General features: G+C 72.5%; 11 protein-coding genes. 1 reads left to right on the top strand and 10 read right to left on the bottom strand.

What is annotated here, in order from left to right; translation table 11 throughout:
• Window positions 1–86 precede the first annotated feature (86 nt).
• From AB0F98_RS12195 to eccD, 8 genes are all read right to left on the bottom strand, one after another.
• A complete protein-coding gene (locus AB0F98_RS12195) occupies window positions 87–413 on the bottom strand; it encodes a hypothetical protein (RefSeq protein WP_357732939.1) in 327 nt (108 codons plus the stop codon).
• Window positions 406–846: a YbaB/EbfC family nucleoid-associated protein gene (locus AB0F98_RS12190; RefSeq protein WP_357732936.1), complete on the bottom strand. Its 441-nt coding sequence runs from the start codon at window positions 844–846 to the stop codon at window positions 406–408. The genes AB0F98_RS12195 and AB0F98_RS12190 overlap by 8 nt, the downstream gene beginning before the upstream one ends.
• A 13-nt stretch (window positions 847–859) precedes the next feature.
• On the bottom strand, window positions 860–3,229 hold the full coding sequence (locus tag AB0F98_RS12185; RefSeq protein ID WP_357732933.1) for a hypothetical protein: 2,370 nt from the start codon (window positions 3,227–3,229) through the stop codon (window positions 860–862).
• A 63-nt stretch (window positions 3,230–3,292) separates the two neighbouring features.
• The gene (locus tag AB0F98_RS12180) at window positions 3,293–3,685 is read right to left on the bottom strand and encodes a hypothetical protein (RefSeq protein ID WP_357732930.1); all 393 of its coding nucleotides are present in this window, start codon (window positions 3,683–3,685) and stop codon (window positions 3,293–3,295) included.
• 108 nt (window positions 3,686–3,793) lie between these two features.
• Complete coding sequence (locus tag AB0F98_RS12175) at window positions 3,794–4,084, bottom strand: WXG100 family type VII secretion target (RefSeq protein ID WP_350788317.1); 291 nt, start codon at window positions 4,082–4,084, stop codon at window positions 3,794–3,796.
• A gap of 38 nt (window positions 4,085–4,122) precedes the next feature.
• Window positions 4,123–4,470: a WXG100 family type VII secretion target gene (locus AB0F98_RS12170; protein WP_357732925.1), complete on the bottom strand. Its 348-nt coding sequence runs from the start codon at window positions 4,468–4,470 to the stop codon at window positions 4,123–4,125.
• Between the two features lie 139 nt (window positions 4,471–4,609).
• Window positions 4,610–6,016, bottom strand: coding sequence for a type VII secretion protein EccB (eccB, locus tag AB0F98_RS12165; protein WP_357732922.1), 1,407 nt, complete (start codon window positions 6,014–6,016; stop codon window positions 4,610–4,612).
• A gap of 3 nt (window positions 6,017–6,019) precedes the next feature.
• Window positions 6,020–7,417 carry a type VII secretion integral membrane protein EccD gene (gene eccD / locus AB0F98_RS12160; protein WP_357732919.1) on the bottom strand — a complete coding sequence of 466 codons (1,398 nt, stop codon included), beginning with the start codon at window positions 7,415–7,417 and terminating at the stop codon, window positions 6,020–6,022.
• Window positions 7,418–7,640: 223 nt separating this feature from the next.
• On the opposite strand from eccD, the gene eccCa reads away from it, so the two are divergent.
• Window positions 7,641–11,573 (top strand): type VII secretion protein EccCa, encoded by a 3,933-nt coding sequence (gene eccCa / locus AB0F98_RS12155; RefSeq protein ID WP_357733555.1) that lies wholly within the window; start codon window positions 7,641–7,643, stop codon window positions 11,571–11,573.
• A gap of 271 nt (window positions 11,574–11,844) precedes the next feature.
• On the opposite strand, the gene AB0F98_RS12150 is transcribed toward eccCa, so the two are convergent.
• Both AB0F98_RS12150 and AB0F98_RS12145 read right to left on the bottom strand, forming a co-directional pair.
• Complete coding sequence (locus AB0F98_RS12150; RefSeq protein WP_357732916.1) at window positions 11,845–13,047, bottom strand: S8 family serine peptidase; 1,203 nt, start codon at window positions 13,045–13,047, stop codon at window positions 11,845–11,847.
• The gene (locus AB0F98_RS12145; RefSeq protein ID WP_357732913.1) at window positions 13,044–14,753 is read right to left on the bottom strand and encodes a S8 family serine peptidase; all 1,710 of its coding nucleotides are present in this window, start codon (window positions 14,751–14,753) and stop codon (window positions 13,044–13,046) included. Before AB0F98_RS12145 ends, AB0F98_RS12150 begins: the two co-directional genes overlap by 4 nt.
• Window positions 14,754–14,867 lie beyond the last annotated feature (114 nt).

Genomic DNA, 14,867 nt, shown 5'->3' with positions numbered 1-14,867 from the left:
ACCTCCTCGTCGCTGAGGGGGTCACACCGCCGCTGTGCGGTGTGACCCCCCGGGAAACTCGTTGCGGGCCGGCGACGGCCCGTGACTCAGTGCCGAACGATGCTGTCGCCGGACGGCGTCGCCAGGTCGACGTTGGTCTCCTCCACGCGGGACAGTAGCGAACGCAGGGAGTCCACCTTCGTGCCATCTCCCCTGGAGAGGCGGACGAGGCCGTCGATGATCGACGTGACCAGCTCGACCTGGGTCTTGAGCCCGTCGTGGATCTGCTTGTCGACCTCGGCCCGCACCCCGCCGGGAGGGTTGTTCAGCTCGACCACGGAGGCGAAGTTCTTGTTCACCGCGAGCATCTCGCGATGCGCCGGTTCGAGCTTGCCGCTACGCAACAGATCGGTGTTGGCTCCGACACTAGCCACGGTTCACCCCCGGGTCCCCGCTCGCCGGCGCTTTGGCGCCGCCGAACGATTCGTTGATCGACTGCATCGCCTCGTCGAACATCTGATCAGCGGTTTTCTCGCCGCGCAGCAGACCGGCCAGCGGCAATCCGGGCGGCAGGATCGACTCGAACAGCTTCATCGCCTTATGCCGCGCCTCCTCCCGCGCCGACTTGACCGTCTCCACCAGAAGGCCGCCGAGCTCCGCCGGTGCCATCGTGCGGTACGCGTTCGTCGGGAACTTCACCTCGACGAGATCACCACGACCGTCCACAGTGACGCTGACGGCGCGGTTCTTGGCCGTCACCGTCGTCTGCGCCCCCGACATCTGCTGCTCGACACCGCTGATCGCGGCCTTCTTCTCCTCGAACTCGGCGTACGCCTGCTCGATCCGGTCGTACAGCGGACTTGTCATCTGGTTCTTCCTCTCAGTTGCCGCGGCGGACCTGCTGGCCGCTGCCCCGACCGGGGCCGTACGGGGATCCGGGCGTCTGCGGTGCGGCCGGCGACCAGGGGGTGCGCTGCCCGCTCGACGGCTCGGTGACGTCGTCCCGGCCGATGACCGCGGGCGCCACATCCGGGTCGGTGCCCCAGACCTCCTCCTCCTCGGCCAGCCAGGTGGTGCGTTCACGCTCCTTCTCCTGCTGGTTGCCCGCCCCCATACCGCCCATCGGCGGCATCATGGGTGGGTAGCCCCCGGCGGGCCCGAACGTGCCGGCAGCACCGTTCGGGCCCGGCTGACCGCTGACGCCGGGGACCAGGTTGAAGCCGGTTCCACCGCCGCCGGCCGGCGCCGGGCCCAGCGCGCCGAGCATCATCCCGTTGGGCGAGGGACTGCTGGAGCCCCAACCCGAGCCTGTGCCGCCGCTGCCGAGGCCGGCCGTACCGAAGTCGTCGAAGTCGGAGTGCGAGCCCGGTGCTCCGCCGAAGAAGTCGTTGCCGCCGACCCCGCCGCCGCCCGGGCCGCCCAGACCCGGCAGGTTGCCGCCGCTACCGGCACCCCCGAGCCCGGGGAAGTCGCCGCCGGAACCGCCGAGCCCGGGGAAGTTTCCGCCGGCGCCCGGCCCGTCGGAGCCGCCGAGGCCGGGCACGGTGATGCCCGAGCCGGAGCCCGAGCCACCGGAGCCACCGAGGCCGGGGAAACTGCCGCCCGCGCCGGGGCCGCCGAGATCCGGGAGATCGCCGATGGACGACGGTCCCTCCTCGAAGTCGCCACCGGTGGTGGGCCCGTTCTGCGACGGCGGTTTGTCGTCGTTGCCCCGCGGACCGTTCAGGCCGCCGCCGAGGCCGGGCAGACCACCGAGACCGAGGTTGCCGCCGATACCGGCGCCGCCACCCGCACCGGATCCCGACCCGGTCAGGCCGTCCAGTCCCGAACCACCGCCGTTGCCGAACAGGCCGTCCGTGTTGAGGCCGCCGGTGCCGCCGCCCCCGCCGTTGAGCACGTCGTCCAGGCTGAGCCCGTCGCTACCGCCGCCACCGCCGCCCAGCAAGCTGCTCGCGTCGAAGCCGCCACCGCCGCCACCGCCACCGGTCCTCGAGAGGATGTCGTCCAGGTCGGTGCCGCCGCCTCCTCCGCCACCCTTGTTGAGGATGTCGTCCAGGTTGGTTCCGCCGCCTCCTCCGCCACCGCCCTTGTTGAGGATGTCGTCGAGGTCGAGGCCGCCTCCGCCGCCCTTGTTGAGGATGTCGTCCAGGTCGATCCCGCCCTTGTTGCCGTCGCTGTCCAGGTCGTCCTTCGACGGCGGCGGCGGCGTGTACGTGCGGGGGTCGACCAGGTTCCGGTAGGTCGTCTCGAAGCTGTCGTGCAGCTTGCGGTACTGCTCCGTCATCGCGTCGTTCAGCACCTTCGCCGCCTCGGCGTAGAAGGCGTGCATGTTGTTGTTCAGGTCCGACAATGCCTTGCCCGCGTCGATGAAGTCGTACGTCTTCGCGCCGTTGCCGATGTCGATGCTGATGGGCCAGGTTGTCAGATCCTCCCAGACCACGAGCTTGTGCTCGTTCCAGGCGCGGCCGTTCCAGTCGTCGGTCTCCTTGCCCAGGTCGTCGACCGCGCGCTCGATGTCACGCATGGCGGCCTCGACCATCGCCCTCGGGCTCCGTCCCGGGTGCGTGTCGAAGGCCTGCCACGCCTTGGCGATCTCCGTCAGGAAGGTCTGCACCGCGTCGCCGTTGCTGTGCAGCATCGCCACCCAGTCGTCGGCGGTCCTGAGGTCCTCCCGGAGCAGCAGCATCTCGTCGCGGAGGTTCGTGAGCGACTCGCGAAGCCCCTCCGCCGCCGCGCCCTTGAACCCGTCACCGAGATTGTCGACCTCGGTCTTCAGCTGCTGGGCGGCCGTGTCGAGCCACATCGCGAGGTTGTAGAAGCTCTCCGCGGACTCGTGCAGGGTCGCCGCGTCGAGCGGTGGCGGCATCGGCGGACGGAACAGCGCGTCGCCGGAACTCTTGTAGAACTGGTTCCAGTGGTCGTCCGGTGAGTAGTCGCCCGACTTCTCGAACCAGTTCACCTTCCCCTTGATGATGTAGTACGCGGCGTGGGACTTGCCGATGTACCCGTCGCCGTCGAAGTAGAACTCCTGCGCCGTCCGGCGGTAGAGGGTGAACTCGTTGTTCGCCGGTGTGCCCATCGGGTCGTCCCAGGGCTTCGCCTTCGAGTCCACGTAGAAGCCGGAGCCCGACAGGCTGATCCAGGTCGGCTGAGTGAACTGGCGCGTGTCCATGTCGGCTGCACCGAGCACCTCCCGCAGGCCCTGTTCCCAGGCCGGCAGGTTGTTGGACAGCGGATTTGGTTGAGTCATCGGGACCTTCGTTCACCGTGCGGTACCGGCGGCGTGAGCGGGTTCGGGACGTCGCGGAATCGATCAGGTGTTGTTGCCGGTGTTGCCCGAACCGGTCGGACCGTTGCCGAGGCCGGTGGACGACGCGTACGAGGTGTTCGCGTTCTCGATGTCGTCACTCGACGCGATGATCCGCTCGAGGTTCTGGCCGTAGCTCGACAGCTTCTGGTCGTACGCGGCGAGTCGCTGGTCGACCTGGCCGCCCACGGTCCGGACCCGCTCGCGCAGGTCCTTGCCCGCGGTGAAGTTGTCCGAGCCGGTGCGGACCACGAGGTTGTTCAGGTGGCCGCCGTGCGGGTGGGCCATGTCGTTGGGGTTCGCACCGGCCCGGACCGTGGTGACCTGGTTCCTGATCCCCTTCAGCTTCTGGACCACGCCGCGCAGATACGCCTCGTCGATCTTGATTTCTTTCGGCACCGCCTAAGTTCCTTTCCTCGATCTCTCGCTGCGGACAGGTCCCGGTCGGGCGGCTCAGGTGCTCCCGGGCCGCCCGACCGGCTCAGCCTGTGCCGGGATGATCCCGGGTCAGGCGACGAAGAGCGTCGCTCCCTGGCGGTCACCGGCGTGGTAGTTCTCGCCGATCTTGCGCAGCTCGGCGACGGCCTTCGCGGTGCCGCTGTTCACCTTCGTCATGCCGCCGTCCCACTTCTTCTGGACCTCGTCGTAGTTGGTGATCGTCTGGCCCGCGTTGCTGCTCACGAAGACCTGCACCTGGGACTTCAGCTCCTCCAGCGCCTGGCTCAGCCGCTGGGCGACGCTCTCCAACTGGCTCGCTGCGGCGTCGACGTCGGAGAGGTCGACGGTGTAAGTGGCCATTGTTCGCTTCCTTCCTGCCTGAGGTGTCGTACGGAGGATCAGTTGGTCCAGCTCGCCTTGGGGGTGAAGGTTTCCGTCTGCAGCGAGATGCTGGCCGCCGCCGCGACGTTGTCGTCCTCGGTGGAGTCCGTGATCGCGGCGAACCGTTGCATGGCGCCGCTGATGTCGCCGAGTCCGGAGCGGATCTCCACGATCCCCTGCGAGATCTCCTGGAGCCCCTGCTGGTAGCGCATGGACGCCTCGCCCAGCCAGCGGGCACCGAGCTCCGACGAGCTGCTCATCACCGTCCGCTCCGCCTGCTCCAGCTCGTCCACCATCCGCTGGAAGGCGTAGATGACACTGCTTCTGGTCTCGTCGTCGGATTTCTGCTGAGTCCAACCTGCCACGGCCCTGCTCCTCTCAAGTCTGCTGTCTCCGGGACGACTCCGACTGGAGCCGTCACCACCCTTCGTCTTGCTCGCTCCGATCGCGTGGCGACCGTCGGCTATCGCGTGCCGGCCACCCGCCGGCCTGCTGGGACGCCGATCACCCCCCGCCCGTGGCGGAATCCAGCAGCGGGCCGGTGGGCAGCATCTCCAGCAGCTGTCGGGGCACCGGGCGGGCCGTCGCCGGAGGGAAGCCGAGCTGGGTCGCCACCTCGCTCGAACCCACCGGATACTTGATCCCGGCGTCGGTCACCAGGTAGAAACCCGACCCGGCGGCCTGGTCCGCCCGGCCCGCCAGCACCAGGCCGCCGACCCCCGGCTGCACCGCGACCGCCTCCGCACTCGCGGAGGTACGGGTGACACCGACCCCGTCGTCGAGGGTGGCGGCCGAGGGGGCGGGCACGTCCACGGTCACCTCGACCGAGCCGTCCGCCATCGAGTGACGTACGCACCAGGTGCCGTGCTCCGGCGTCTTCGCCAGGCTGGGCGGGGTTGCCGGCAGCGCCGCCATCCAGTCCGGCTGCGGGGCGACCGGCAACGAGACCAGGGCGGCAGGGCTCAACTCGCGCGGCCGCACCGGCCGTCCGTCGTACACCCGTGCGGTCGCGGGGTCGGCGGCCACCATGGCGTACGCCATCGGGCTCAGCTCGGCCAAGCCGTTCTGCTGGAGCAGGTAGCGCCGCTCCGCGCCGTCCGGGGTGCGGGCCGTGAAGAGTTCACCGACGGTGCCACGCCGACCGTCCACCGTCGGCCCCGCGCTGCCCCGTCCGGGCAGGTCGGGCGGCGCGATGTCGGCCCCGACCGGTACGGACTCCAGCCAGCCGGCCTCCACCGGAAGCGCGTTGTGGTCGTAGCCGAGCACCCGGGCCAACCAGGGTTCGGTCAGCCGGTGCCGCCGCCCCCGCCAGACGAGGAAGCTGTGGTCGTTCGCGGTGACCAGGATCGCCTGGTCCCGGTCGAGTGGCCGGTCCCGGCGCGCGTCCCCGGTCGGCTGCTCGATGCGAACGGTGGTCGCCGTGAAGGTCGTGCCGGCGGCGTCCGGCCTGGCCAGCGCACAGACCGTCCATACCTGACGGTCGACGGCGGTGGTGGTCGGCAACGCGTCCGGGGCACCGGCGATGCCCAGCGGCTGCCCGTGGGCCACGTCCCGCAACGACTTCCGGGAGACCGTGACGACCGCGGGCTCGCCGCCGAAGAGCAGCCGTGCCGAGGTGTAGTTGAGGACGGGATGCAGCAGGCCGTCGTCGTAGACGTACCGGCTGCCGGTCTCCTTCTCCACCACCAGGACGCCGGGCTGCCGCCACTTGGTGGCCCCGCCGGGAAAGAAGAACCCGAAGATCACGAAGCCGACGAAGACCACCGCGGCCACGAGCACACCGGCGATCGTGCCGACCACCATGCGGCGGTTCGGGTTCTCCAGGCCGTCCGGCTCGGCGGCGACCAGCGCCCCGGTCAGCCGGCCCAGCACGTACGTCTGGGCCTGCACCTGGTCACGGCGGGACTGCACGGGTCAGCCCGCCAAGGCCCGGGCGGCCGCGTACGCGCCGAGCACGGCGAGCAGCGCCGGCAGCATGGCGACGGTCGCGGTGAGCTGGACCACGTCGCCGATCCGCGCCCAGTAGGGCATCAGCCGACGGTTGGGCAGGAACCGTCCCAGCAGGAAGAGCAGCGCGCCGGCCAGCGGCAGCAGCGTCACCGGCGCGAGCAGCCGGAGCAGCGACGGTGCCTGCGCCAGGCTGATCACGGTCAGCGCGACGAGCCCCGCCAGCGCCGGCAGGGCGTGCGCGAGCCGGTGCCACGCGCTGGTCATCGGGCGCAGCGCCAGCAGCCGCACGAGGGCGACCAGCCCGAGCAGGGTCCAGGCGGCCCAGCCGCCCGCGAGGGCCACGAGGAGCAGGCAGACGCCGGCCGCGACGGCCGCTCCGACGTACAGCCCCGTCATGTATCCGTCGGCCACGGCCGTGCGCTCCAGCAGCTGCTCGCTCGGCTCGGGATCGATCTCCTCCTGGAGGTGCTCCGGCTCGGTGGGCAGCGGCGCCAGGTGGATGCGGGCGAGACGGAAGGCGATCAGCGGGATGCGTACCGTCGCCACGGTGGCGGCCACCGCGACCACCGCCGCGGCCTGGCCCGCGTCGAGGCCGACGAAGGCCGACAACGCGGAGCCGACGGCGGCGAAGAACGCGCAGGTGACCACGGCGGTGAAGAGCGGTCCCGCCCAGCCGACCAGGACCGCCGCCAGCGGGGCCACCACCAGCGCGGACACCGATCCGGCGAACACCTCCGGCCCGCCCACGACCAGCGGGGAGCTGTCGCGGGTCAGATCGGGGGCGATCATCCCGGCCAGCGCGGCGAACCCGATCGCGGTCACCGCCGACGCGAGACCGAACGGCCGGTCGGCGCCGGCCCGGGTGAGCCCGAACGCGCCGGCCAGCGCGAGCACCGCGACGGCGGCGGCGCACAAGGCCCGGGCCAGCGGCGGACCGGGCAGGGCCAGCGTCACGGCGCCGAGGCCGGACACGAGCACGAAGGCGCCGAGCGCGGTCCAGCGGATCATCTCCGGACGCCACAGCCCGGACCGGTTGCGAACGCCGGTGGCGATCCCGTCGGCCAGGTCGTCGAAGTCCACCGGCGGCAACTGGTCGGCACGGGGACGCAGGTAGACCGTCTCGCCGTCCTGCAGGCCGAGCAGAGCGACGGTGCTCTCCTCGTCCAGGGGTGGGCCGCCCAGCCGTTGCAGCACCCAGCCGCCGTGCGCCAGACCGGCGTCGGCCAGGTTGTCACCGAGGTGGTGCAGCAACGCGGGAAGCAGGTCCGCGACCAGCACGTTGGCCGGTACGGCCACCTCGATCTGCCGCCCTGGACCGGACACGACGAGGCGGCACATCTCCGCGGGGGCGGTGACGCTCATGCCCTCACGACGGTCGGGAGACGTCGCCGGTTCAAACTTCCCCGCGAACTGGTTGGCGACGAAGTTGACCCGATTCGGCTCCGGCTCCGTCATACAGGTGTCGGCCGGCGGTCCACGCGGGCCCGACGTGAGCGCAGGAAGCGGGCGACGCCCGTGACGTGGAAGGCTCTGCCCCTTGAGTACGGTGCTGTTCCGCCGCCCCGCCCGCCGCAACGGCCCGGAGATGCCGTCCGGCGAGATCAGTCTCCAGGAGCCGCCGGCCCTGCCCGAGCCGCAACGCAACGGGCTGCGGCAGGCGTTCCTGATGCTGCCCATGGCCCTGATGTCCGGCGTCATGGTGCTGCTGTTCATCAGCCGCAGCGGCGGGGCGTTCACCTGGATCATCCTGGCGCTGATGGCCGTCGCGCTCGGTGGTCTGGTGGTCGGCCAGATCGCCGTCGGCGGCATGGAACGCAAGTCCCGTCTGGGCGGTGACCGCCGTGACTACCTGCGCTACCTGGCGCAGAACCGCAAGCGGGTACGCCAGCACGTGCTGCGCCAGCGCGAGGCGAGCGACTGGCAGCACCCCGATCCGCACTCCCTGTGGTCGTTGGCCATGACGTCGCGGCGTTGGGAGCGGCGTCCCACCCACCCGGACTTCCTGGAGATCCGGGTCGGCACCGGCGAGCAGCGCCTGGCGGTGCGGATCACGCCGATGCAGACCAAGCCGATCGAGGACCTGGAGCCGTTGGCGGCCAAGTCGCTGCGCCGGTTCATCCGTGCCTACACCACCATCGAGGACCAGCCGATCGCGTTGTTCCTGCGCGGGTTCGCGCAGATCCGCACGGCGGGCGACAAGGAGCAGACCCGAGCGTTCGTCCGGGCGCTGCTGGTGCAGCTCGTGAGCTTTCACGCTCCCGAGGAGGTCAGGCTCGCGCTGTGCGTGGCCGACGACACGGTGGCCGAGTGGGAGTGGACGAAGTGGCTGCCGCACCTGCAGCACCCGACCGATCAGGACGCGGCCGGCGCCGTGCGGCTGGTCGGTAGCACCGTGGAGGAGGTGGAGCAGCGGCTCGGCGAGGGCTTCACCGCCCGACCCCGATACGAGTCGGGCGCGGCCCCGAGCCGGGACGAGCCGTACGTCGTCGTGGTCCGCGACGGCGGACGGCTGGGCAACGGCAGCCGGATGGCGACCGCCGGCTACCGCAACGCGGTCCTCATCGACCTGGACGACCCGACGCCGGCCGTCGGGAAGGGCGCGCTCTGCCTGGAGGTCGACGGCGACGACCTGAGCATGGTCCGGCAGGACCGGGTCGGCAGCGAGGTGCGTACCCGGCTCGCCACCCCCGACCGGCTCACCGCGGCACGGGCCGCTGTGGTGGCCCGGACGCTGTCTCCGTACCGGCTGGGCGTGGTCACCGAGACCCCGGCGGACACCCTGAAGACCGACTTCGATCTCGGCACGATGCTGCAGATCCCCGATCTGCGGCAGCTGGACCTCACCCGGCTCTGGGCGCCCCGCACGGCAGGGGAGCGGCTGCGCGTGCCCATCGGCATCGACGCCAGCGGCCAACCGGTCGCGCTCGACCTCAAGGAGTCCGCGCTCAACGGGATGGGGCCGCACGGCATGCTCATCGGCGCCACCGGCTCCGGCAAGAGCGAGCTGCTGCGTACGCTGGTGCTCGCGCTGGCCACCACGCACTCCTCGGAGACGCTGAACTTCGTCCTCGTCGACTTCAAGGGCGGGGCCACGTTCCTCGGCCTCGACCGGCTCCCGCACACCTCGGCGGTGATCACGAACCTGGCCGACGAGGCCGCGCTGGTCGGCCGGATGCGCGACGCGCTGCACGGCGAGATGGTCCGCCGGCAGGAGCTGCTGCGGCAGGCCGGCGGGTTCAGCTCGGTGCTGGACTACGAACGGGCCCGGGCCCAGGGCGCCCCGCTGGACCCGCTGCCCACCCTGTTCGTGGTGGTCGACGAGTTCAGCGAGCTGCTCGCCACGCACCGCGACTTCATCGATCTGTTCGTGATGATCGGCCGGCTCGGCCGGTCGCTCGCCGTGCACCTGCTGCTGGCCAGCCAGCGCGTCGACGACGGGCGGATCGCGCAGCTGGAGTCGCACCTGTCGTACCGCATCGGATTGCGGACCTTCTCCGCCATGGAGTCACGGTCGGTCATCGGGGTGCCGGACGCGTACGAGCTGCCGCCGGCCCCGGGCAACGGGTACCTGCGTACCGACGTGTCGACGCTGATCCGGTTCAAAGCCGGGTACGTCTCGGGGCCGTACCGGGCCACGACCGCCCGGGTGCGGCAGGAGATCGTGCAGCAGCAGGTGGTGCCGTACTCGCTCGACCACGTGCCGTTCCGTGCGCCGGAGCCGGCACAGGTCGAGCAGGCGGTCGAGGAGACGGTGGACGGCGACGAGGCCACCACCGAACGCAGCGTGCTCAGCGTCGTGGTGGAGCAGTTGGTCGACCAGGGGCCGCCGGCGCACCAGGTGTGGCTGCCGCCGCTGGACGCCTCGCCGACGCTGGACCAACTGCTGCCGACCCTCGCACCCGACCCCGAGCGCGGGCTCACCGCCGTCGAGTGGCCCGGCAACGGGATGCTCGTCGCGCCGGTGGGCTTCGTCGACAAGCCGTTCGAACAGGTGCGGGATCTGCTCCTCGTCGACCTCTCCGCCAACGGCGGACACGTCGGCATCGCAGGTGGACCGCGCAGCGGCAAGAGCACGTTGCTGCGTGCGCTGATCAGCAGCCTGGCGCTGACCCACAGCCCGCGCGAGGTGCAGTTCTACTGCCTCGACTTCGGCGGCGGCGGGCTCGCCGCGCTGGCCGATCTGCCGCACGTCGGCAGCGTCGCCGGGCGTCTCGACATCGACCGGGTCAGCCGCACCGTCGCCGAGGTGACCGGGCTGATCGTGGACCGGGAACGCCGCTTCGGTGAACTCGGCGTGGACGGTATGGCGAGCTACCGGAAGCTGCGCGCGGAGGGGCAGGTCACCGACGACCCGCACGGCGACGTGTTCCTGGTCGTGGACGGCTGGTTCACGCTCCGGCAGGACTTCGAGACGCTCGAGGGCGCGGTGCGGCAGATCGCCGCGCAGGGGCTGAACTTCGGTGTCCACCTGGTGCTGACCGCGTCGCGCTGGTCGGAGGTGCATCACGCGATGCGCGACCAGATCGGCACCCGGCTCGAACTGCGTCTGGGTGACCCGGTCGACTCCACCATCGACCTGCGCCTGGCGGCCACGGTGCCGCAGCTGCCCGGTCGGGGTCTCACGCCGGAGAAGCTGCACTTCCTCGCTGCGCTGCCCCGCATCGACGGGTTCGCCGACGCGTCCAGCGTGACCGAGGGCGTACGCGGCCTGACCGCGATGGTCGGTGACTTCTGGGACGGCCCGGCCGCCCCGCCGGTGCGTACCCTGCCCGCGCTGCTCCCCGCCGACACGCTGCCCGCGCCCGAGGGCGACGTGCGCATCGTGCTCGGCCTCGACGAGGCCGGGATGCAGCCGGTCTGGCACGACTTCGGCGACGTGCCGCACCTCACGGTGCTGGGCGACACGGAGAGCGGCAAGACGAACATGCTGCGCCACCTCGCCCGGGCGGTGATGGCCCGGTACACCCCGGCCGAGGCCCGCATCATGATCGTCGACTACCGCCGGCAGTTGTTCGACTCGGTGCCGCAGGAGTACCGCTTGGGGTACTCCGTCTCCACCGACTCCACCCGGGAGACCGTGGCGGACGCCGTCGCCGGCTTGGGGCCGCGCATGCCCGGCGCGGACGTCACCCCCGAGCAGCTGCGCCGCCGGGACTGGTGGACCGGCCCGCAGCTGTTCGTCCTGGTCGACGACTACGACCTGCTGGCCGGGCACGACAGTCCACTGATGCCGCTGTTGCCGTACCTGGCGCAGGGCGCGGACATCGGGTTCCACCTGGTGCTGACGCGGGGCGCGGCCAACGTTCTGCGGATGTCGATGGATCCGCTGCTGCGCCGGATGCAGGAGACCAACAGCCCGGACGTGGCACTCTCCTGCCCGCCCACCGAGGGCCCGCTGCTCGGCAACATCAAGCCGCGTCACCTGCCTCCCGGACGGGCGCTGCTCTGTACGCGGCGAGGCGCGCGACTGATCCAGACGGCGTGGAGCCCGTTGGAGGCGGAGCAGCCCATCGGCTGACGGCCGGTGACCGGCCGGCGCGCTGCCGCCGGGCGGCCGCGCTCGGGTAGCGGTCTTCGGACGCTGTCGAGCTGCCCCATTTCCGGGGCAGCTCGACGGCGCCGGCACCCACCGACGTGGTGGCCCGGGAGGTGGTGCGGCTCGGCGCGATCGGAACCGGCTGACGTCATCTGGCGGCGCGTCGCGCCGGTCTGCCACGCCAGCGGCGGAGGATGCCGGCTGAGCGGACGTCAACGGCGGGCCGGCCCGGCCCAGGTGGCCGGTGACCCGGTCAGGCGCGCCAGCGGCGGCGCCGGCCCCACTTGACGGTCATCGCCGACAGGTACGCGAGCCCGGCCAGGCCGACCATTCCGGCGGCCACGGAACCGGCGATCAGCTTCGTCGGCTCGGCCGGAGCGGCCGTCGGCAACGGCCGCAGGACCTGGGGCCGGGACGGCAGCGAGGTCCTGCCCAGCTCCAGCGCGGTGAGCGCGTTGTACAGGTCGAGGGTGCCGTACCCGACGCCGGGCGCGGGCCAGGTACCGAGCGGGTGCTCGGCGCTCAGCTCCAGTCGGCGCCGGACGTCGGCCTGGGACAGCTGCGGGTAGTGGGCGCGAATCAGCGCGGCTGCTCCGGCCGTGTACGCGGCGGCCACCGCCGGGCCGGCGACGGAGTAGTGCCCGTTGCCGCGCGGCGCGACGCTGACCGCGTCGGCGGCGGGAGCCAGCAGGTCGACACCGGCCTCCGGCGGGGACTTCTCGGTCGGTACGCCCTTGGCGTCGACCCCGCCGACAGCGACCACGTCGGGGTCGGCGGCCGGAAACCACGGACGCGCCTGCTGGGTGCTGCCCGTCGGTTTCGTCTCGTCGGAGACGGCGGCGACGAGCACGATGTCCCGATCCACCGCCTCGCGTATCGCGGCGCGAAGCTCCGCGTCGGGGCTGGTGGTGCCGACACCGAGCAGGATGACGTCGGCCTTCGCGGCGGTCGCCGCCCGGATGCCGGCGGCGATCGCGCCCGGGGCGACCCTGCCCTTCGCGTCGACGATGCGGATCGGCAGGATCGTCGCCTCGGGCGCCATCCCGACGAAGCCGCTCCCGGTCACGGGGCGGGCCGCCACGATGCCCGCGAGCGCGGTGCCCCGGCCGTAGCAGTCGCGGTCGGCGGCGCCGGAGCCGACCACGTCGGTGCCGGGCCGCACCGCGCCGCGCAGCGCCGTGGCGGTGGCACTCACCCCGGTGTCGACCACTGCCACCACGACGCCCCCGCCCCGCGTCAACGGCCACACCGCCGACGGGAGCATCCGGCGCAGCGCCCACGGCGGGCTGTCGACCACCGCCGGTGACTCGCCCACGCAGCCCTCGGTGACCTGGGGCAACGCGGGCGGTTCCGCGGCGGACGCGCGGGCCTGCGCCGGTACCACCGGCACCGCGCCGACGACTCCGGTGAGCAGCAGCGCCGCGACGACCGCGCGGGCCCGACCCGGCCGCGTCACTCGCGTGTGCCGGCCGCGCCGGTTCCGGGCGTTCCGGCGGCGGTCGCGGGGACGGGGACGCCGCCCTCCCCGGTGTCGTCCCTGTCGCCGGTGTCGCCGGTGGCGTCCGCGTCGCCGTGTCCGTCTCCCGAGGTGTCGTCGGTGGTCTCCTCGGCCGGGTCACCGGCGGTGGAGGGACGCCTGGCCAGCACCGCGATCGCGGCGATCCCGGCCACGGCCAGCAGGGCGACGATGAGGATCCGCACCGGTCCGGAGCCGCCGCCGTCGTCGGACGCGGGTGGCGTCTCCTCGGCGAGGGTCGTGACGACAGCCGAGTTCGGGTCGATCATGCCCCAGCCGGTCGCCGGGTCCGCGTCGGAGCGTCCGGCCCGGTCGGCCGTGGTCTTGATCCGGTGTACGACCTGCGCGGCGCTCAGGTTCGGGAACGCGGACCGGACCAGGGTCGCCGTGCCGGCCACGAAGGCGACGGCGTACTGCGAGCCGCTGCTGGCACGTATCCCCGTACCGCCGGCCCCGAGGCTGGCCACGTCGATGCCCGGCGCGATCACGTCGGCCCCGGCGGGCCGGTAGTTCGCCGCCGGTTGCCCCTCCGGGCCGACGCCACCGACCCGCAGCAGCGCGTCCGGCCCGCTGTCCGGGGCGGGCGACAGCGAGGCGTCGGTGCCGGTCGGCGCGGGAGCCACCACCACGACGTCGTGTTCGGACGCCCGGCCGATCGCCTCCGCCACCGCCGGGTCGGCGAGGTCGACGAAGGCGCCGAGCGCGACCACGCGGGCGCCCGCCGAGACCGCGACCTCGATGGCGGTCGCGGCGTCGGCCGGCTTGGACCGGGGTACGTCGCCGACCACCCGCAACGGCAGGATCGTGGCCTCCGGCGCGATCCCGGCGATCGTCGCCTGTTGCGCCGGGCCGGTTCCGGCCGGTGCCGCCGCCTCGACGGGGCGGGCGCCGATGATGCTCGCCATCGCGGTGCCCGAGCCGAGACAGTCGACGTCGCCGCGGCCGGTGCCGGACGGGATGTCCGCGCCGACCGCGACCCGCCCGCCGAGCTCCGGAAGGCTGCCGTCCACTCCGGAGTCGACGACCGCGACGAGCACCCCCGCGCCGCGGGTACGGCCCCAGGCCTGGTCGGGGGCCATCCGCTCCTGGGCCCAGCCGGAGTCGGGGCGGGACGGTACGGAGCTGGCGCAGCCGGACGACGTCGGCGGGCGGGTGCCCTTGCCGGGCTCCGGCGGCCGGGGCGTGTTCACCGGCGGTACGGCCGGCGCCTGGTGCCCGGACGACGGTTGCGTGGGCAACGGGCCGATGCGTACGCCGTCCCCGACCGCGTCCCAGGGCAGGATGAGCGCCCAGCCCGCGCGGAGTTGACGGGAGTCCGTCAGGGCCTGACCGTCGGCCTGCTTCCGGCCCACGTTGAGCCGGTAGATCTCCTCGGCCCGGTTGGCCGCGCCGAGCAACCGTCCGGCGATCGCCGCCAGGCTCTCCGCGCCGTCCGGGCCCGACGCCACGGTGTAGTACTTCACGTACGCGCCACTGTCCGCATCCGCGCTGCCCGCGGACGGGGTGGGCGCTGCCGACACCGTGACGGACATCGACGCCGGGACGGTCGCGTCCGATGTCTGATCCGGCCCGGTCACCTGCGGCAGGACGGCCACCAGGGCCACGCTGCCGAGCAGGATGGGCCAGGCCCGCACCTTCGCCGTCACCGCCGGCCTCCTTCGCCTCGCCATCTGCATGGGACCTACCCGTGGTGGAACCGCGCGGTCGCCCTCACCGACGACGCTGCGCCGGGCCCACCGGTTCAAATTCCGATCCGTGAG

The sequence above is a fragment of the Micromonospora sp. NPDC023737 genome, from assembly GCF_040639715.1.
In the GTDB taxonomy this organism is placed as follows: domain Bacteria; phylum Actinomycetota; class Actinomycetes; order Mycobacteriales; family Micromonosporaceae; genus Micromonospora.
Note: the sequence above shows the minus strand (reverse complement) of the source record. Positions and strands in the feature narration are given on the sequence as shown.